Genomic DNA, 17,777 nt, shown 5'->3' with positions numbered 1-17,777 from the left:
GCCAGCGAAAGCGCTCACAGAGCCGCGCCGCGGGAGGTGAGCACACCGTGATGGGCGCTTCACACGAGGCGACACAACCGCAATATCGGCTGCTTAACGTCTGCGTCATGGCAGCTAGAAACGTCGTGGTCGTCGGCAACGGCATGGTCGGGCACCGGTTCGTCGAGGCGCTGCGCGCACGCGATGCCGACGGCACGTGGCGTGTCACCGTGCTCGCCGAGGAGACCGACGCCGCCTACGACCGTGTCGGGCTCACCGGCTACACCGAACACTGGGACCGGCGGCTGCTGGCGCTGCCCGGCAACGACTACGCCGACGACGACCTGGTGGACCTGCGCCTGGGGCACCGCGTCACCGGGATCGACCGGACCGCCAAATCGGTGCTGACCGCCGACGGCGACCGGGTCGACTACGACGCGCTGGTGCTGGCCACCGGTTCCTACGCGTTCGTCCCCCCGGTGCCCGGCCACGACCTGCCGCCGTGCCACGTCTACCGGACCCTCGATGACCTCGACGCGATCCGCGCAGACGCCCAGCGCGCCAGGGAAACGGGCCGTGCCGCGGTGGGCGTGGTGATCGGCGGGGGACTGCTCGGTCTGGAGGCCGCCAACGCGCTGCGCGCCTTCGGTCTGCAGGCCCACATCGTCGAGATGGCGCCGCGGCTGATGGCGCAGCAACTCGACGAGGCCGGTGGCGCGCTGCTCAGCCGGATGATCACCGACCTGGGGATCACCGTGCACGTCGGCGTCGGCACCGAATCCATTCGTCCCGCCCAACGCAACCGGCCGGTGCGGCGCTCGGCCGACGACGACTCGGTGCGGGTCAGGTTGAGCGACGGCACGCACATCGACGCGGGACTGGTGATCTTCGCCGCGGGCGTGCGTCCCCGCGACGAACTGGCCCGCGACGCCGGGTTGGCCATCGCCGAGCGCGGCGGCGTACTGACCGACCTCGGTTGTCTGACAGACGATCACGACATCTTCGCGATCGGTGAGGTGGCCGCCATCGACGGCCGCTGCTACGGCCTGGTCGGGCCCGGGTACACCAGCGCCGAGGTGGCCGCCGACCGCCTACTCGGCGGGGCGGCGGAATTCGGTGAGGCAGACATGTCGACCAAGCTCAAGCTGCTCGGCGTCGACGTCGCCAGCTTCGGAGACGCGTTGGGTGATACGCCGGACTGCCTCGAAGTGGTCGTCAACGACGCGGTCAGCCAGACCTACGCCAAGCTGGTGCTCTCCGACGACGCCAAGACCCTGCTGGGCGGCGTCCTCGTCGGCGACGCCTCGGCGTACGGCATCCTGCGGCCGATGGTCGGTGAAGCGCTGCCCGGTGACGCGCTCGCGCTGATCGCACCGGTCGGAAGCGGCAGCGCGGGTGCGGGTTTCGGTGTCGGAGCACTGCCGGCGAACGCGCAGATCTGCTCCTGCAACAACGTCACAAAGGGCGATCTCACCGACGCGATCGCCGACGGCTGCTGTGACGTGCCCGCCTTGAAGAAGTGCACGTTGGCGGGTACGTCCTGCGGTTCGTGCGTACCGCTGCTCAAACAGCTGCTGGAGGCCGAGGGCGTCGAGCAGTCCAAGGCGCTGTGCGAACACTTCAGCCAGTCGCGCGCCGAGCTGTTCGAGATCGTCACGGCGACCTCCATCCGCACGTTCTCGGCGCTGATCGAGCGGTTCGGCACCGGAAAAGGTTGCGACATATGCAAACCCGCCGTCGCGTCGATCCTGGCGTCGACGAGCTCCGAGCACATTCTCGACGGCGAGCAGGCGTCGCTGCAGGACTCCAACGACCATTTCCTGGCCAACATCCAGCGCAACGGCAGCTACTCGATCGTGCCCCGGGTCCCCGGCGGTGACATCACACCCGAGCAGCTGATCCTGATCGGCGAGATCGCAAGGGATTTCAACCTCTACACGAAGATCACCGGCGGCCAGCGGATCGACATGTTCGGTGCCCGCGTGGATCAGCTGCCCGAGATCTGGCGCCGGCTGGTCGACGGCGGAATGGAGTCGGGGCACGCCTACGGTAAGGCGCTGCGCACGGTGAAAAGCTGCGTGGGTAGCGACTGGTGCCGCTACGGCCAACAGGATTCGGTGCAGATGGCGATCGATTTGGAGCTGCGCTATCGCGGGCTGCGCGCCCCGCACAAGATCAAGATGGGCGTGTCAGGATGCGCGCGCGAATGCGCAGAAGCCCAGAGCAAGGACGTCGGCGTCATCGCCACCGAAGAGGGGTGGAACCTCTACGTCGGCGGCAACGGCGGGATGTCGCCGCGCCACGCCCGACTGCTGGCCGCCGACCTCGACGACGCGACGCTGGTGCGCTACATCGACCGGTTCCTGATGTTCTACATCCGCACGGCAGACCGGTTGCAGCGCACCGCATCCTGGCTGGAAGCGCTCGACGGCGGGCTCGACCACCTTCGTGACGTGGTCTGCAACGATTCGCTAGGCCTTGCCGCCGAGTTCGAGGACGCGATTGCCCGCCACGTCGAGGGGTACGCCTGCGAGTGGAAGGGCGTGCTCGAGGATCCCGACAAGCTGTCGCGGTTCGTGTCGTTCGTCAACGCGCCCGACGTGGCGGACCCGACGATCGACTTCATCGAAAGGTCGGGGCGCAAGATCCCGATCGGAATGCCGAAGGTACCGCAAACATGACACTGCTCAACGAGGTCGAGCTATGGACCACCGCATGCCGCTATGACTTCCTGATTCCCAACCGCGGTGTCGGTGTGCTGTTGCGCGACGGCTCGCAGGTGGCGCTGTTCCGGCTCGACGACGGTGCACTGCACGCGGTCGGCAATATCGACCCGTTCTGCGGCGCGGCCGTGATGTCGCGCGGCATCGTCGGCGACCGTGACGGCCGTTCGATCGTGCAGTCGCCGATCAAGAAGCAGGCCTTCGCGCTTGACGACGGGGTTTGCCTCGACCATCCCGACATCACGCTGCCGGTGTATCCGACCCGCGTGACCGAGGGCCACGTCGAGATCGGCGCCCCCTCGTCTCGCCCAGAGGGATAAACGGGCGGGAAAGTGCGACAGAAATCCACCATTTCGCCGATCTCGGCGCAAAGCGGTTAGGCCGCCGCCTGCAACCGTGCGTAACGGAGCCGGCTGGCGATCAGGCGCACCAGCCCATCGTGGACGCCGAGGGGCGCCGTCACCACGTCTGCGCCGCTGGCGTGTAACCGGTCCTGAAACAGCCCGTCCGACAACAGGTACGACGCCACGGCCACGCGTTGGGCGCCGCGTCGGCGCAGCTCGTCGACGGCGTCAGCCACGTGAGGTTCCGCCGCGGCGAACGCCAACTCCACCCGCGAGCTCGTCATCGCCGACACCCAGGTCGCCATCTTGCGCAGATCGGACTGCGCACAGCGATCCGAGGTTCCTGCGGCAGCCAACAGCACCGAATCAACCGGGCGCCAACCAGATTCACCCAGCCGATCGGACAGCACCCGAGCCAGTTGCGGGCTGGGCCCCAACGCCTCGGTGACCGTGACGTCGGGATGCCCGCTGGCCGCCACATGCGCGGGGATGTCGGCGTTGACGTGATAGCCGCGCGCCAAAAACGCGGGCACGACGACCGTCGGCCCGGACAGCCCGCGCAACACCTCGCCGGGTGTCGGACCGACCACGTCGACGAACGCCACGTGCACGCGCGAGCCCAGGGTCACAGAGACCCGCTGCGCCAACTGCTCGATCAGCGCGACACCGCTGGGTTTGCGGGTGCCGTGCGCCACCAGCACCGCGTTCATCATGCATCGTCCACGTCGTCGTCGACGGCCAGCCGGTACCCGCGCTTGACCACTGTCGACACGATGTTCTTGTCGCCCAGCGCGTTTCGCAACCGAAGTACCGCGGTCTCCACGGCGTGGGTGTCGGTGCCGCTGCCGGGCAGCACCCGCAAAAGCTCGAGACGCGACACCACGGTTCCCGGCCGGTGCGCAAGCGCCCGGATCGTCGCCATACCCGCGGGTGATACCGCCTTGACCTCACCGTCGACCAGTACGCAGGTGCCGCGGATCTCCAACAGGTGACCGGCGACCTGCACCCTGCGGGTGCACAACATCGGCAGCTCGTCGGTGATATGACGGGCCAGGGCGCCCAACCGCATTCGCTCCGGCGCCGACGTCGGCACCCCGAGCCGCACCAGGGGCCGGGCCGTCACGGGCCCGACGCACATCGCGTGCACGTCGCCGCGCAGCGCTGCCAGCACCCGGTCTTCGATGCCCATGTCGGCGGCCCGCATCAGCAGCGACGCGACGGCGGGGGCCGACGTGAAGGTCACCGCGTCGAACTTCTCCTCCGCGATTCCCGCCACGAGTTGGTCGAAGTCGCCGTTGCGCGGTGCGGGGAGCCACCGGTACACCCGGATCGGCACGACTTCGGCTCCGGCGGCGCGTAATTCGTCGACGAACTCGGGGAACGGATCCCACTGCTCGGTGGCCCCGTGCAACTGCACGGCGATACGCTTTCCGGCGATGCCGCCGTCGACCAGATAGTGCAGCACCTCACGGGACGATTCCGACTCCGGTGACCATTCCTCGTGCAGTCCGGCGGCGCGCAACGCGCCGGTCGCCTTCGGCCCGCGTGACACGACGCGCGCCCTGGTCAGCGCGGCGGTCAGGTCGCCGGCCAGCCCCCAGCCGTCGGCGGCCTCGATCCAGCCCCGCAGCCCTATCCCCGTCGTGGCGATCACGATGTCGGGCGGTGCGGCGATCAGGGCCTCGGTGTTCGCCCGTAACGCATCATCGTCGGGCAGCGGAACCATGGTGATCGCCGCGGCGCTGGTCACCGCCGCACCGCGGCGTTGCAACAGCGCGGCCAGTTCGTCGGCGCGGCGGGCGGAGGTCACCGCCACCCGGAAGCCGGTGAGGGGTGCCCAGTCGGGCTCACTCATGGGACCTGTGTATTCAGCTCATGTTTCCAAGCGATTAAGTGCCCGTTGCCCCGACGTATCGAGCGCCCGGTGCGCGGGAGAGCCCGCCCACTACCAGACGTCGCCGTCGCGCCAATCACAGGTGATCTCGGCCGTCGGGTCGAGGTCTAGGCTCTTCGGTAAGCCGGTCGGCAGCACGAACAGCGCGTGGTCGTCGTCGGGTGTGCGGGTCACGCCGTCGGGTGCCAGCACCGACGTCGGCCCCTGCCACGGCAGCCAGCCGCGGGCGATGTAGATGCGCCGGCCTTCTTCGGTGACGCTCAGCGCGCCGAGTTGGTAGGCGCCGCGCAGCACCTGCTCGACGGCGTCCATCACGGCCTGCGCGAGCCCCTGGCCGCGCCAGTCCTCGCGGACCGCGACGCCTTCGACATAGCCGCAGCGCAGCGCGGTGTCGCCGTACAGCAGGCTGCGCTGAACCACCGCGCCGTGGGCGATCACCGCGCCGTGATCGAAGATGACGGCGTGCATCCCGCCGAGGGAGTGTTCCCAGTCGGCGTCGGTGAACTCACCGCCGAACGCCTCGATCACCATTCGGCGCGCGTCCTCGCGGGTCTCGCTGTCGAGGTCGGCGGTGTGAATCAGGCGTGCGGTGTGAAGGCCGCGCACATGCGGAGGGTTAAAGACCTGTGGGTGCACACTGTCGTTCTACCAGTCCCGGCCGTCATTTTTCGTGAGTCCGCCGGGCGCGGGTGAGGGTGACCGCGCGGTCACGCCGCGAACGGCTGCCGCGGACGTGACCACCGCATCCGCACGGTCTGCCCCGGACGGATCTGGGCCATCTTGTCGACGTCCTCGTCGGTCAGCACCCCGATCACCGGATAGCCGCCCGTGACCGGATGGTCGGGGCCCAGGATCACCGGAAAACCGTTCGGCGGCACCTGGATTGCCCCCCGGTTCGCGCCGTCGCTGGGCAGTTGCCGCCCGGGCTTGCGGTACTCCAGGGGCATGCCCACCAGCCGTGTGCCGACCCGGTCGCTCTTGTTGGTGACCAGCCAGTTGGTGCGCATCAGCACGTCTGGGTCGACGAACCAGTCGTCGCGCGGACCGGGAACGACCGTCAACTCCAGCACGTCGTCCTCGATGGCGGCCACCGGGGCCTGGTCGAGCTCGGGGAACTCGTCGGACTGCACACCGATCGGCAACACGTCGCCGGAGGACAGCGGCAGCGGACCGATCGCCGACAGCACGTCGTAGGAGCGCGAGCCCAGCACGGGTTCGACGTCGATGCCGCCGCGTACCGCCAGATACGTCCGCAGCCCCGAGCGCGGCGCTCCGAGCGAGATCACCTCGCCATCGCGGGCGTAATGAATGCTGTTGGTCCCGAACGGGATCCCGTTCACCGCGGGGTCGGTGTCGGCACCGGTGACGGCGATCGCGACGCCTTCTCTGCCTGCGCCGCGGACCCGCGCCGAGAAGCCGCCGAACGTCACCTCGACGGTGGCGCGGTCGTCAGGGTTGGCGACCAGTCGGTTGGCCAGCATGTGGGACCGCCGGTCGGCGGCGCCGGAACGGCCGACGCCCATGTGCGCGAGACCAGGACGGCCCAGGTCTTCGATCAGCGCCAACGGTCCTGATCTCAGGATCTCCAATGTCGCCATGGCTGCTCTCCTAGCCGATCGCCCGGAACCGCACGGTCATGCCCGGTGTCAGCAGCGCGGGGCTGTCCCGGTCGACGTCCCACAGCACCGCGCCGGTGCGGCCGATCAACTGCCAGCCGCCGGGCGACTCTCGGGGGTAGATACCGCTGAACTCGGCGGCGAGGCCCACCGCGCCGACGGGCACCTTGGTGCGTGGTTCAGCGCGTCGTGGCACCTCCAGCCGCGGATCGCCGCCGACCAGGTACGCGAAACCCGGTGCGAAACCGCCGAATCCGACCCGCCATGGGGTTGCGGTGTGCGCGGCGACCACCTGGTCGGTGCCCAGCCCGGTCAGCCGCGCCACCTCGTCGAGGTCGGGTCCGTCGTAGATGACCTCGATCTCGACGTCAACGCCGCCGGCAGGCGAGGCCGGATCCGCGTAGATGTCCGGGGTGACCTGGATTTTGGCCAGGCGCTGCCGGGTGGGTGCCTGGTAGCGGGGCCCGGCGAGTTTGATCAGGACGGTGCGCGACGCGGGCACGATGTCGATCACGCCGAGCAGGTCGGCTCGCCGGATCGCCTCCGTCCACGCCAACACGTCGGATGTGCGGTCGAACTCGAGGAGCAGGGCTTGGTCACCGTAGTCATGAACGGCGCCGAGAACGCTGGCTCCCATCACGTCGGCTGTCATGCTCATGCCCAGAACCTACCCGCGAGTAGCAACGAAAGCTCGTGCTCTATGAGCCTTGCCAGAGGAGCCTTACTGAAGCCTCAAACGGCAGGCTGATATGTGGGCTCGCGGCGCTTGATGAATCCGATCACCCGGTAGGTCACCGGCAACACCAGCACTTCGACGAGGGTCTTGTACACCCAGCCCAATGCGACGTAGGTGGCGAAGTCACCCCATGTGTTGATCCCGATCGCTGCCGCGGCGATGCTGCAGAACACCAATGTGTCAGCAAACTCGCCGACGATGGTGGAACCGATCAGGCGCGCCCACAGGTGTTTCTCTCCGAACCGGGCCTTGATCCGCACGACGACCCAGGCGTTGAGGGTCTGTCCGATGATGAAGCCGGCCAGCCCGGCGATGACCAGCTGGGTGAACGGTTTGACGACCGCCTCGAAGGCGGCCTGGTTGACGTAGAAGTCCGCGGCCGGCAGGTAGGCGGTGAGCCAGAACGTGAACGCGGCAAGCGCCTCCATCACGAACGCGATGTAGATGGCCCGGCGGGTAGCCGCGAAACCGTACACCTCCGACAGCACGTCACCGATCACGTAGGTCAGCGGGAAGACGATGAATCCGCCGTCGGTGATCAGCGACCAGTCACCGATGATCGGTCCGAACGCGATGCCCTTGGTGGCGGTGACGTTGGAGATCAGCACCAGGCCCGTGAACACCGCAACCAGCGTCGGATAGTAGGCCGAGCCGGTCTTCGCAAAGCCGCGATGCTCGAGCTCTCCGGTGCCGGTCACCCGGTCATCTTGTCAGGCCAGTGCCTGCGCCAGACGCGGCGACAGCTGGTCGACCACCACGGGATAGGACAGCGGCGAGCCGAACGCGATGGCGCCTGCGAGTTCTTTACCGGTGAACACATTGCGGGTGCGACGCTCGGCGATCTTGGGGTCGGCCAGCAGCGCGGCCTGTTCTTCGTCGCTCTCGGTGCACCAGATCAACACGTCGGCCAAGCCGGGGTCGTTGGCGACGGCGAAGCCCATCTCGGTGAGGAACTCGGTGCGCCAGCCGGGGGTCAGGACCTGTGGTTGGCCGTCGGCGAGCCGGCCATGGGAGAGCAGCGCCGTCTTTCCGGCGAACTGTGGGTGGTCGGCGCCTGCCGTGGTGAACGTCGCGTCGATGCCGGCGATCAGCGCCTGCATTTGGTCGTGTTTGAACACGGCCTGACCGATGGTGGTGGCCTGGTCCTGCCACGGCTCGAAGAACGCGTCCTGACCGGTCTGGGCGACGGTCGGCGCGATCCCGGACAGCCTCGTGTAGGTGTCGTGGTCCAGGCCGGCGTTGGTGGCGACGATCAGGTCCGGCTTGAGCGACGCAATCTGGTCGACCTGGATGCCGTCGGCCAGGCTGAGCACGACCGGCTGCGCACCACCGAGTTTGGGCTGGGCCCAGGGCCATACGGCAAACGGCTCACCGCCGAACCAGTCGGTGACGGCGATCGGCACGACCCCGAGCGCAAGCAGGTCGTCCTGTCCGGTGAGCCCTGCGCTGACGACCCGAGTGGGCGGCGCGGGGACCTTGGTCTCGCCGAACGCGTGCTTGACCGTCACCGAGCCGTCTTCGGCGACGGTGCCGGGTTTGTCCGATCCGCACGCGGCGACCAGTGCGGCCGTTCCGGCCGTCAGCGCCAGGAAACTCCGCCGGGACAACGCAGCAGGCACTCGGCGAGAGTAGCCCGTTGACCGCCGTGGCTGCTGGCGTTGGGCTCCGGAAACTGGCACGGTTACGTACCAGATAGTCGACGAAGGGATCGGCGATGATCAACCTCGTGGATGCGGTCACGCCGCCGACGTCGCTGACCGAGGCGCGACACCAACTGCAAGGATGCGTTCAGGCCATCGGCGTGACGATGGCAGATCGCTGGCCCAGCCGGGACCGCCCACTGGGCGTACCGCCGGCCGGATCCGGGCTCGCGCCGGTGATGGGCAATTACGGGGCGCCCTTTCTCGGTCACGTCCTGGCCACCCTCGCGGATCCGCTGGAGTTCGCGCGGCGCCGGTATGCGAAATACGGTCCGGTGTCGTGGGCCGGCGGGGTGGGATTTCGCGTCGTTGTGCTGATGGGACCCGAGGCGCTCGAGGCGGCGTGGGTCAACCGGGACAAGGCACTGTCGAGCACCAGGGGATGGCAACCCGTGATCGGCCCCTTCTTCCACCGCGGCCTGATGCTGCTGGACTTCGAGGAGCACCTCGACCATCGGCGCATCATGCAGCAGGCCTTCACACGTACCGCTCTCAACACATACCTCGCCCGCACCGCCGACGGCATCGACCGCGCACTTGCGACATGGCGGCCGGCCTCCCGGTTCGCGATGTACCCGTCGATCAAGCAGCTGCTGCTGCAGCAGGCCGCCGAGGTGTTCATCGGAACCGAACTCGGCGCGGAGTCCGACCAGCTCATCGAGGACTTCCACCACACCGTGCTCGGTGGGCAGGCCATCGTCCGCGCGGACGTGCCGGGCGGAACGTGGGCGCGTGGACTTCGGGCGCGAGAACGCCTGGAGCGCTACTTCGGTAGGCAGATCGCAGACCGGCGCCGAGGCGACGGCACCGATCTTTTCTCGATGCTGTGCCGCAGCGAATCCGAAGACGGCCAACGCTTCTCGGATGCCGACATCGTCAACCACATGATCTTCCTGCTGATGGCCGCCCACGACACGACGGCCATCGCCGTGTCGATGCTTGTTTATGAGCTCGGCCGAAACATCAGCTGGCAGAACATGCTTCGCGAGGAAGCGAAAAGTCGACCGATCGATTCGCCCACCATCGAGGACCTCGAGGCGTACCCGTTGCTGGACGCCGCGTTCAGGGAAGCGCTGCGCATGTATGCCCCCGCGGGATCCCTTTTCCGGCAGGCGATCCGCGACACCGAGATCTGCGGGCACTTCATTCCCCGCAACAGCCAGATCGCGATCAGCGTTCACGCGTCGATGCGGCTGGCCGACTGGTGGCCCGCCCCCGACACCTTCGACCCGTTGCGGTTCGCCGATGCCGCCAACCGTGCCGCCGTCAACCGATATGCCTTCGCGCCCTTCGGCGGCGGCGCGCACAAGTGCATCGGCCAGCAGTTCGCCGACATGACGGTCAAGACCGTCATGCACAAGCTGTTGCGCCGATTTTCCTGGCGCGTCCCAGACGACTACCGCGTCTCACTCACCTGGGGTACCGGGCCCACGCCGGCTGACGAGCTTCCGATCGATCTCGAAACACTCTGAGACGCTGACGGTCTGCTCAGAGGATCACGTTCGTGCCGTCCAACGGCGGGGCCTCACCCGCGGAGGTGATGACATCGCCGCGGTTGACCTGGTCTTTGTCGATGCTTTTCAACAGCACGCCGACGTTCTCACCGGTGGTCGCCTCGTCGAGTCGCTTGCGGAACTTCTCGATGGCGTCGACCGTGACGGCAGGACCCCCGTTGACGGAGACGGTGTCGCCGACCCGCAGGATCCCGTTCTGCACCCGACCGGTGGCGACGACCCCACGGTTACGGATGTGGAAGACGTCCTCCACGGTCATCCGGAACGTCACTGGTGTGCCAGCCGCTTGTTCACCAACCGGGTCAGCCAGGCCGGCGAGAAGCGCGAACCGGCGGTCAGCACCTTGGTCTGCGTGCCGACCGGGAAGTGCACCTGGTGAAGGGCGCGGCGCAGGGCGGACGGCTCGACGGCCTTGGCGATGGCGTCGGCGACCTCTTGCGCGGTGAGCCGGATGCCGAGGGAATCCGTGGTGCCGGTCTTGATGTCGTCGGTCATCGCGGTCTGCACGTACAGCGGCCACATGGCGATGACCCGGATGCCATAGCGGTTCCATTCGATGTCGAGCGCCTCGGTGATGCCTCGGACGAAGAACTTGGTCGCGCTGTAGTTGGCCAGTTCGGGCTGTCCATAGATCGCCGACGCCGACGACAGGTTGACGACGACGGAATTCGGCGTGTCCCGCAGGTAGGGAAATGCGGCGTGCAGACCGTTGACCACGCCCTTGGCGTTGATGTCGATTTCTTCGTGATGCTGGCGCACGTCGCGGTCCTCGAATCGGCCCGCCAACAGGATGCCCGCGTTGTTGATCATCACGTCGAGGCGGCCGCCGTTAGCGTCCGCGAATTCGCTTACCCGCTGCGCCATTTCGTCCGCGTCGGTGACGTCGAGGTGTCCCACCACGGCCTTCGCACCAAGCCGGTCGATCTCGTCGGCGAGCGTTTTGAGCCCGACCTCGTCGATGTCGTAGCCGCCGACGGTGAACCCCTTCCTGGCGAAGGTGAGCGCCGTCGCGCGGCCGATCCCTGCGGCTGCGCCGGTGATGAACACGGACTTTCCAGATGCGGTCATGAAAGAGGCATACCCCTTTCGGCGAAGTCGAGTGCGCTGAACTTCCTGCGATCACACATGCCGGTCGACGACGTGGTTTGCCCCATGGGCACGATTGTGTCAGCTCAGCGCCAGGGACACACCTAGTCCGATCATTGTCACAGCTATCACACAGTCGAGCACGCGCCAGGTCGAAGCGGCAGTGAACAGGCCGGCGAGCCGGCGCGCCCCCAGCCCGAGGCCGGTGAACCAGACCGCGCTGGCGGTGACGGCACCGACCCCGAACAGCCAGCGGCCTTCCCGGTGCTCGTTTGCCAACGCGCCGAGCAGCACCACCGTGTCGAGGTAGACGTGCGGGTTGAGCCAGGTCATCGCCGCGCAGGTGAGCAGAACCTCGACCAACCGCGCCGGGGTGCGTTCGGAGGGGACCAGCGTCGACGGCCGCAGGGCCCGACGGGCGGCGAGCAGTCCATAGCCGGCGAGGAACAGCGCACCGCCGAACTTGGCGGCGTGCACCGCACCGGGATGAGCATTGACGAGCATGCCGAAGCCGGCGATGCCCGCCGAGATGAGCACGACGTCGGATGCGGTGCACAGCGCGACGACCGGCAGAATGTGTTCGCGGCGGATACCCTGGCGCAGCACGAACGCGTTCTGTGCGCCGATCGCAGCGATCAGCGTGAAGGAGGCGAGGAAGCCGATGACCAGAGGCGAGCCCACGGCATCGACGGTATGGATTCCGCGTGGCTGAGTACAGCTAATGATTCTGAAGGACCATTAGAAACATTTAGGCGACGAGATGACTTGTGGGGGCTCGGGAGGTCCAACCCCTAGTCGACCATCAACCAGGAGGGGTCCGTGGGCCAACTGCTAAGAGTCCAGAATTTCAACGTCTCGCGGGACGGCTTCGGCGCCGGCGAGAACCAGACGTTCGAGCGCCCGTTCGGCCATGCCGATCCCGGCGCCATGTTCGCGTGGGCCGGGGCGACGGCGAGCTGGCCCAACCGCACCGACCCCGGCGGAAGCCGCGGACTTGACGACTACTTCACCCGCGACTTCTCCCGCAATATCGGTGCCGAAATCATGGGCCGCAACAAGTTCGGGCCACAGCGCGGTCCGTGGCGCAACCACGACTGGCAAGGCTGGTGGGGTGAAGAGCCGCCGTTTCACACCCCGGTCTTCGTGATGACGCACTACGAGCGACCACCGTTCGCGCTGTCGGACACCACATTTCACTTCGTGAATGCTGATCCTGCCACTGTTCTCGAGCGGGCGCGCGACGCCGCCCAAGGCAGGGACGTCAGGCTCGGCGGCGGCGCGACCGTCATTCGCCAGTTCCTCGACGCCGACTTGGTCGACACCCTCCACGTGGCGGTGTCTCAGGTGGAGTTGGGTGGCGGATCACGGCTTTGGGAATCACCCGACGAGTTGGCCGACCGGTTCCACCACGAGGCCGTACCCAGCTCGAGCGGCGTAGTGCACCATCTGTTCTGGCGCTGACGGCGTCAGCGCAGGTTCCCCAGATGAGTTCGCAGCCGGCCCACCCGGGTGGGCCACTGAAGGGTCTGACACGTCGAGTCGATCAGACACTCAACTGCCGGTAGCGCTGCATCCGTCGAAGTCCTGCCGCGGGCGCCGCGCCGTCGTGGCGGCGCAGCGCCGCCTCCAGGCGCGCACGGACCTCGTCGACGTCGAACGCGGTGCCGATGGCAACCAAGCTGTTGATCCGTGCCGGCCTGGGGGCGGTCGCGATGTGCACCGACGTGCCGACCACGTTGACGACATAGCCGCGCCCCCGTGCTCCCGAGCGCACGCTGACGATGCCCTTGAGCCGGTACACCCCGGTGGGCGGGTTTTCGAGCAGGTCGACGAGGGCACCAGGGTCGATGCAGCCCTCGCTGGTCGCGGTGACGGAGTCGGCCGACACGTGGTGGTGGGTATCGGTGACCAGCAGTTCGCGAAACGACAACTGCCCGGCGTCCTCGGCGGCGTCGGCGACGTCGTACAGCAACGTGGGGTCTACCTGCCCGGCGATCGCGCCGACGAGGTGCACGTCCGGATTGCGTTCGCGCACCCGTCGTTCGATCCGGTCGAGGACGCTATCGCGACGCTCCGGTGCGATCTGGTCGAGTTTGTTGACCACGACCAGAGACGCGGCCCCGTACCGGGCAGGTGGGGTCTGGCCGTCGTCGACGGTGTCGAAGTGCGCGGTGACGTCCACGACGTCGACGACGCCGCCGGGCCGTATCCGTTCGACCCCGCTGAACCGGATGATTCGGGATATGGCCACGGGGTCGGCCAGGCCGCTGGCCTCGACGATGATCGCGTCGAGGCCGAGTCGGGGGTCGGCAAGTTTGGCCAGCGCCTCGTCGAGCCCACCGTCGTCGGGTAGGCAGCAGATGCATCCGCCCGCGATCGACGCGGGCTCGTCGATCTGTCCGGTCACCAGCGCGGCGTCGACGTTGAGCTCACCAAAGTCGTTGATGACCACGCCGATTCGGGCGCCAGGGGTTCGAAGAACGTGGTTGAGCAACGTCGTCTTGCCTGCGCCGAGGTAGCCGGTCAACGCGATGACAGGTATCGCTCCCACCGCGCTCCCTCCGTCCGGCCGACGTCAGTGTAGGGGTTCTGTGCCACCCGGTCACCGGGTGTTCGCTTGCCCCTTGATTCGATAGGTGTCAATATAGACGAATGTCGAATCCGCCCGGGTCGATCGCCGTCGACGACGCATGCTGTGACGCCCCGCCCCTGCTGCGCGCACCGCTTTCGGCCGAGGCAGCCGCGCAGATGGCGGCCACGCTCAAGGCGTTGGCGGATCCGGTGCGGTTGCGGCTTTTCAGCGCGATCGCCAGTCATGCCGGCGGCGAGGCATGCGTATGCGACATCTCGACCGGTATCGACGTCTCCCAACCCACGGTGTCGCACCACCTCAAGGTGCTGCGCGACGCCGGCCTGCTGACCTCACAACGCCGGTCCTCGTGGGTGTACTACGCCGTGGTCCCCCAAGCACTGCAAAGCTTGTCGACGGCTTTCGACTTCACCGTCACCGTCGGCGCATGACCGGCGCCGCGGTCTCTGCCGCGCCGACCGCACCGGTCGTCGGGAAACTGTCCACACTCGACCGGTTCCTGCCGCTGTGGATCGGCATTGCGATGACAGTGGGCCTGCTTCTCGGGCGCTGGGTGCCAGAAGTCAACATCGTGCTGGAACACGTTCAGGTCGACGGCATTTCACTGCCGATCGCGCTGGGTCTGCTGGTCATGATGTATCCGGTGCTGGCGAAGGTGCGCTACGACCGCCTGGACACGGTGACCGGCGACCGCCGGCTGCTGATGAGCTCTCTGCTTCTCAACTGGGTGCTCGGGCCTGCGCTGATGTTCGCGCTGGCGTGGCTTCTGCTGCCTGATCTTCCGGAGTACCGCACCGGGTTGATCATCGTCGGCCTGGCCCGATGCATCGCGATGGTGATCATCTGGAACGACTTGGCCTGCGGTGACCGCGAGGCGGCGGCGGTCCTCGTGGCGCTGAACTCCATCTTCCAGGTCGTGATGTTCGCCGCGCTCGGCTGGTTCTACCTGTCGGTGCTGCCGGGCTGGCTGGGTCTGGAGCAGACCACCATCGCCGCCTCGCCGTGGCAGATCGCCAAGTCGGTGCTGATTTTTCTCGGGATTCCGCTGCTGGCGGGTTACCTGTCGCGCCGTGCGGGTGAGCGCATCAAGGGCCGCGACTGGTATGAAACACGGTTCCTGCCAAAGGTTGGACCGTGGGCGCTGTACGGCCTGCTGTTCACGATCGTGATTCTCTTTGCGCTACAGGGCGATCAGATCATGAGTCGGCCGTTCGACGTCGCCCGCATCGCCTTACCGCTCCTTGCCTACTTCGCGATCATGTGGGGTGGGGGCTATCTGCTCGGGGCCGCCCTGCGGCTGGGATATGCGCGCACCACCACGCTCGCCTTCACCGCCGCAGGCAACAATTTCGAGCTGGCCATCGCGGTGGCCATCGCCACATACGGTGCCACCTCCGGGCAGGCGCTGGCCGGGGTGGTGGGACCGTTGATCGAAGTTCCGGTCCTTGTCGCGCTGGTGTATGTGTCGCTGGCGCTGCGACGCCTCTTTGTCGCCGACGTCCGGCCCACCGTGCTGTTCTTGTGCACCCATAACGCCGGACGCTCGCAGATGGCGCTGGGATACTTCAACCACTTCGCGGGCGGGCGTGCTGTGGCATGGTCGGGCGGCTCAGAGCCAGCCGACGAAATCAACCCGGCAGCGGTGGCGGTGATGGCGGAAGTGGGCATCGACATCACACGCGAATATCCCAAACCGTGGACCGAAAAGTCCGTGCGGGCCGCCGACGTCGTCATCACGATGGGATGCGGGGACACCTGTCCCTACTTTCCCGGGAAGCGTTACGAGAACTGGGAAATACCCGACCCGGCCGGTCAATCAGTGGCCGCCGTGCGCCTGGTCCGGGATGACATCGAGAAGCGGGTCCACGGTCTGCTCGACAGCCTGCCACTACACAATTCCCTGCAGCACTAGCATCGTTGATGTGCGGCTCGACGGACAGCAGCTTGCGGCGTTCGCCGCGGTGATCGAGCACGGCTCGTTCGATGCGGCGGCGATGCGCCTGCATGTCACGCCGTCGGCGATCAGCCAGCGGATCAAGGCGCTCGAACAACGGGTGGGCCAGGTGCTCGTGGTGCGCGAAAAGCCGTGTTCGGCAACGGCTGCCGGCGTTCCACTATTGCGGTTAGCCGCGCAGACCGCGCTTCTGGAAGCCGAGGCGATGGCCGAGATGGGTGGCGACGCTCCCGCGGTCCCACGGATCACGATGGCCGTCAACGCCGATTCCATGGCGACGTGGTTCACCGCGGCGTTCACCGAACTCGACGACGTGCTGTTCGACATCCGGATCGAGGATCAGGACCATTCGGCGCGGCTGCTGCGGGAAGGCGTGGCGATGGGCGCGGTCACCACCGAGCGCACGCCGGTGCCGGGTTGCCGTGTGCAGCCCCTTGGTGTGATGCGTTACCTGCCGGTGGCCAGCAAGGAGTACATGACGCGGTATCTGGCGGACGGGTTCACCGCGCGGGCTGCCGCACAAGCCCCGTCGTTGGCATGGAACCGCGACGATGCGCTTCAGGACATGCTGGTGCGCAAGGTGTTTCGTAAGGAAATCGTTCGACCCCAGCACTTCGTTCCGACGGCAGAGGGCTTCGGCGCTGCGGTGCTGGCGGGACGGGGCTGGGGTATGTACCCGGAGGGCCTGGCCGCACCGCGCCTCGAGGACGGATCGTTCGTGCGCATCTGTGACGCACATCTGGACGTGCCGCTGTTCTGGCAGTGTTGGAAGCTGGACAGCCCACTCGTCGGTCGTATCACCGACGCGGTGCGCGCCGCAGCGGCAGTCCTACGCCCCCGCTAGACCGCTCGTCACATTGCGAACGAGAAGCCGCCGTTGACGGGGATCGTCTGCCCGGTGATCCACGAGCCGCTGTCGCTGGCGAGCAGGACCGCAAGGGCGGCGGCGTCATCCGGATTGCCCGGTCGGCGGATCGCATAGTTCTGCAGGATCGCCTTGGCCTGAGGGGAATCCGCATGTTCGGCCCACAGTGGCTCGGTGAGCGGGGTGCGCATCGTGCCGAGCGCGATGTTGTTGGCCGTGATGCCATAGCGTCCGTTCTCGACGGCGACGGACCGGGTGAACCCGGCGGCGCCGGCCTTCGACGCGGCGTAGGCAGCCCCGTTGGCGTCACCGGTGCGGCCCGCATCCGAAACGATCGTGATGATGCGTCCCCAAGTACCGGCGACCATTGCAGGCAGCACCGCCCGGGTGCAGTGCAGCACGCCGTAGAGGTTCACCTGCAGGTAGGGCTCCCAATCGGCAGGCTCGGATTCGGCGAACGGACCGCGGCCGGCGAATCCTTCGGCGCCCGCATTGCCCGCGTTGTTCACCAGGATGTCCACGCCGTCGAGTGCTGCAACCGCGTCGACGACCGCTTCGAAATCGGTGACGTCAAACGGCACCGGCGCGGCGTGGCCGCCGCATTCCTGCACTTCCTCGGCCACCGCAACGGCGCGGGCCGGTCGCAGGTCGTTGACGAGCACCTCGGCGCCCGCCGTGGCGAATGCGTGCGCCAATCCACGGCCCACCCCTTGGCCCGCACCGGTGATCAACACGCGGCGGCCGCTCAGATCGATTTGCAGCGTCACACCGTGCAG

General features: G+C 67.4%; 19 protein-coding genes. 7 read left to right on the top strand and 12 right to left on the bottom strand.

What is annotated here, in order from left to right; translation table 11 throughout:
- Positions 1–50: 50 nt before the first annotated feature.
- Positions 51–2,660, top strand: coding sequence for a nitrite reductase large subunit NirB (gene nirB / locus K3U96_RS25065; RefSeq protein WP_220691439.1), 2,610 nt, complete (start codon positions 51–53; stop codon positions 2,658–2,660).
- On the top strand, positions 2,657–3,022 hold the full coding sequence (gene nirD / locus K3U96_RS25060) for a nitrite reductase small subunit NirD (RefSeq protein WP_220691438.1): 366 nt from the start codon (positions 2,657–2,659) through the stop codon (positions 3,020–3,022). The genes nirB and nirD overlap by 4 nt, the downstream gene beginning before the upstream one ends.
- A gap of 56 nt (positions 3,023–3,078) precedes the next feature.
- On the opposite strand, the gene K3U96_RS25055 is transcribed toward nirD, so the two are convergent.
- The 7 genes from K3U96_RS25055 to K3U96_RS25025 form a co-directional block, all read right to left on the bottom strand.
- The gene (locus K3U96_RS25055) at positions 3,079–3,756 is read right to left on the bottom strand and encodes a sirohydrochlorin chelatase (protein WP_220693691.1); all 678 of its coding nucleotides are present in this window, start codon (positions 3,754–3,756) and stop codon (positions 3,079–3,081) included.
- Positions 3,756–4,901: a uroporphyrinogen-III synthase gene (locus K3U96_RS25050; protein WP_220691437.1), complete on the bottom strand. Its 1,146-nt coding sequence runs from the start codon at positions 4,899–4,901 to the stop codon at positions 3,756–3,758. The genes K3U96_RS25055 and K3U96_RS25050 overlap by 1 nt, the downstream gene beginning before the upstream one ends.
- A 90-nt stretch (positions 4,902–4,991) precedes the next feature.
- Positions 4,992–5,546 (bottom strand): GNAT family N-acetyltransferase, encoded by a 555-nt coding sequence (locus K3U96_RS25045; protein ID WP_220691436.1) that lies wholly within the window; start codon positions 5,544–5,546, stop codon positions 4,992–4,994.
- 101 nt (positions 5,547–5,647) lie between these two features.
- Positions 5,648–6,538 (bottom strand): 5-oxoprolinase/urea amidolyase family protein, encoded by an 891-nt coding sequence (locus K3U96_RS25040; protein ID WP_220691435.1) that lies wholly within the window; start codon positions 6,536–6,538, stop codon positions 5,648–5,650.
- A gap of 10 nt (positions 6,539–6,548) precedes the next feature.
- Positions 6,549–7,214, bottom strand: coding sequence for a 5-oxoprolinase subunit B family protein (locus K3U96_RS25035; RefSeq protein WP_220691434.1), 666 nt, complete (start codon positions 7,212–7,214; stop codon positions 6,549–6,551).
- Between the two features lie 74 nt (positions 7,215–7,288).
- Positions 7,289–7,990 (bottom strand): queuosine precursor transporter, encoded by a 702-nt coding sequence (locus K3U96_RS25030; RefSeq protein WP_220691433.1) that lies wholly within the window; start codon positions 7,988–7,990, stop codon positions 7,289–7,291.
- 12 nt (positions 7,991–8,002) lie between these two features.
- Complete coding sequence (locus K3U96_RS25025; RefSeq protein ID WP_220691432.1) at positions 8,003–8,911, bottom strand: ABC transporter substrate-binding protein; 909 nt, start codon at positions 8,909–8,911, stop codon at positions 8,003–8,005.
- 188 nt (positions 8,912–9,099) lie between these two features.
- On the opposite strand from K3U96_RS25025, the gene K3U96_RS25020 reads away from it, so the two are divergent.
- Entirely contained in the window at positions 9,100–10,464 is a 1,365-nt protein-coding gene (locus K3U96_RS25020) for a cytochrome P450 (protein WP_230982567.1), read from the top strand.
- Positions 10,465–10,480: 16 nt separating this feature from the next.
- Here the strand turns inward: K3U96_RS25020 and K3U96_RS25015 are convergent, their stop codons facing one another.
- From K3U96_RS25015 to lysE, 3 genes are all read right to left on the bottom strand, one after another.
- Positions 10,481–10,765: an EF-Tu/IF-2/RF-3 family GTPase gene (locus tag K3U96_RS25015; RefSeq protein WP_220691430.1), complete on the bottom strand. Its 285-nt coding sequence runs from the start codon at positions 10,763–10,765 to the stop codon at positions 10,481–10,483.
- An 8-nt stretch (positions 10,766–10,773) separates the two neighbouring features.
- Positions 10,774–11,574 carry an SDR family oxidoreductase gene (locus K3U96_RS25010; protein WP_220691429.1) on the bottom strand — a complete coding sequence of 267 codons (801 nt, stop codon included), beginning with the start codon at positions 11,572–11,574 and terminating at the stop codon, positions 10,774–10,776.
- 99 nt (positions 11,575–11,673) lie between these two features.
- On the bottom strand, positions 11,674–12,273 hold the full coding sequence (gene lysE / locus K3U96_RS25005) for an L-lysine exporter (RefSeq protein WP_220691428.1): 600 nt from the start codon (positions 12,271–12,273) through the stop codon (positions 11,674–11,676).
- A gap of 138 nt (positions 12,274–12,411) precedes the next feature.
- On the opposite strand from lysE, the gene K3U96_RS25000 reads away from it, so the two are divergent.
- Positions 12,412–13,053, top strand: coding sequence for a dihydrofolate reductase family protein (locus K3U96_RS25000; RefSeq protein ID WP_220691427.1), 642 nt, complete (start codon positions 12,412–12,414; stop codon positions 13,051–13,053).
- A gap of 82 nt (positions 13,054–13,135) precedes the next feature.
- On the opposite strand, the gene K3U96_RS24995 is transcribed toward K3U96_RS25000, so the two are convergent.
- The gene (locus K3U96_RS24995; RefSeq protein WP_220691426.1) at positions 13,136–14,143 is read right to left on the bottom strand and encodes a CobW family GTP-binding protein; all 1,008 of its coding nucleotides are present in this window, start codon (positions 14,141–14,143) and stop codon (positions 13,136–13,138) included.
- A gap of 101 nt (positions 14,144–14,244) precedes the next feature.
- Between K3U96_RS24995 and K3U96_RS24990 the strand changes: the two genes are divergently transcribed.
- Genes K3U96_RS24990 through K3U96_RS24980 form a run of 3 tightly spaced genes read left to right on the top strand, consistent with a single transcriptional unit; the run spans position 14,245 to position 16,980 of the window.
- Positions 14,245–14,613, top strand: coding sequence for an ArsR/SmtB family transcription factor (locus K3U96_RS24990; protein ID WP_220691425.1), 369 nt, complete (start codon positions 14,245–14,247; stop codon positions 14,611–14,613).
- Positions 14,610–16,094: an ACR3 family arsenite efflux transporter gene (gene arsB, locus K3U96_RS24985; RefSeq protein ID WP_220691424.1), complete on the top strand. Its 1,485-nt coding sequence runs from the start codon at positions 14,610–14,612 to the stop codon at positions 16,092–16,094. Before K3U96_RS24990 ends, arsB begins: the two co-directional genes overlap by 4 nt.
- 1 nt (position 16,095) lies before the next feature.
- The gene (locus tag K3U96_RS24980; RefSeq protein ID WP_220693690.1) at positions 16,096–16,980 is read left to right on the top strand and encodes a LysR family transcriptional regulator ArgP; all 885 of its coding nucleotides are present in this window, start codon (positions 16,096–16,098) and stop codon (positions 16,978–16,980) included.
- A gap of 8 nt (positions 16,981–16,988) precedes the next feature.
- On the opposite strand, the gene K3U96_RS24975 is transcribed toward K3U96_RS24980, so the two are convergent.
- The gene (locus tag K3U96_RS24975; RefSeq protein WP_069404246.1) at positions 16,989–17,768 is read right to left on the bottom strand and encodes an SDR family NAD(P)-dependent oxidoreductase; all 780 of its coding nucleotides are present in this window, start codon (positions 17,766–17,768) and stop codon (positions 16,989–16,991) included.
- Between the last annotated feature and the right edge of the window lie 9 nt (positions 17,769–17,777).

Source organism: Mycolicibacterium holsaticum DSM 44478 = JCM 12374 (assembly GCF_019645835.1).
Lineage (GTDB): Bacteria > Actinomycetota > Actinomycetes > Mycobacteriales > Mycobacteriaceae > Mycobacterium > Mycobacterium holsaticum.
The sequence above is the reverse complement of the archived record's forward strand: the minus strand, read 5'-3'. Positions and strand labels throughout refer to the sequence as shown.

Coding starts and splice junctions, on each gene's coding strand:
- nirB (WP_220691439.1), top strand. CDS start 51: ATGGGCGCTTCACACGAGGCGACACAACCGCAATATCGGCTGCTTAAC.
- nirD (WP_220691438.1), top strand. CDS start 2,657: ATGACACTGCTCAACGAGGTCGAGCTATGGACCACCGCATGCCGCTAT.
- K3U96_RS25055 (WP_220693691.1), bottom strand. CDS start 3,756: ATGAACGCGGTGCTGGTGGCGCACGGCACCCGCAAACCCAGCGGTGTC.
- K3U96_RS25050 (WP_220691437.1), bottom strand. CDS start 4,901: ATGAGTGAGCCCGACTGGGCACCCCTCACCGGCTTCCGGGTGGCGGTG.
- K3U96_RS25040 (WP_220691435.1), bottom strand. CDS start 6,538: ATGGCGACATTGGAGATCCTGAGATCAGGACCGTTGGCGCTGATCGAA.
- K3U96_RS25035 (WP_220691434.1), bottom strand. CDS start 7,214: ATGAGCATGACAGCCGACGTGATGGGAGCCAGCGTTCTCGGCGCCGTT.
- K3U96_RS25020 (WP_230982567.1), top strand. CDS start 9,100: ATGGCAGATCGCTGGCCCAGCCGGGACCGCCCACTGGGCGTACCGCCG.
- K3U96_RS25015 (WP_220691430.1), bottom strand. CDS start 10,765: ATGACCGTGGAGGACGTCTTCCACATCCGTAACCGTGGGGTCGTCGCC.
- K3U96_RS25010 (WP_220691429.1), bottom strand. CDS start 11,574: ATGACCGCATCTGGAAAGTCCGTGTTCATCACCGGCGCAGCCGCAGGG.
- K3U96_RS24990 (WP_220691425.1), top strand. CDS start 14,245: ATGTCGAATCCGCCCGGGTCGATCGCCGTCGACGACGCATGCTGTGAC.
- arsB (WP_220691424.1), top strand. CDS start 14,610: ATGACCGGCGCCGCGGTCTCTGCCGCGCCGACCGCACCGGTCGTCGGG.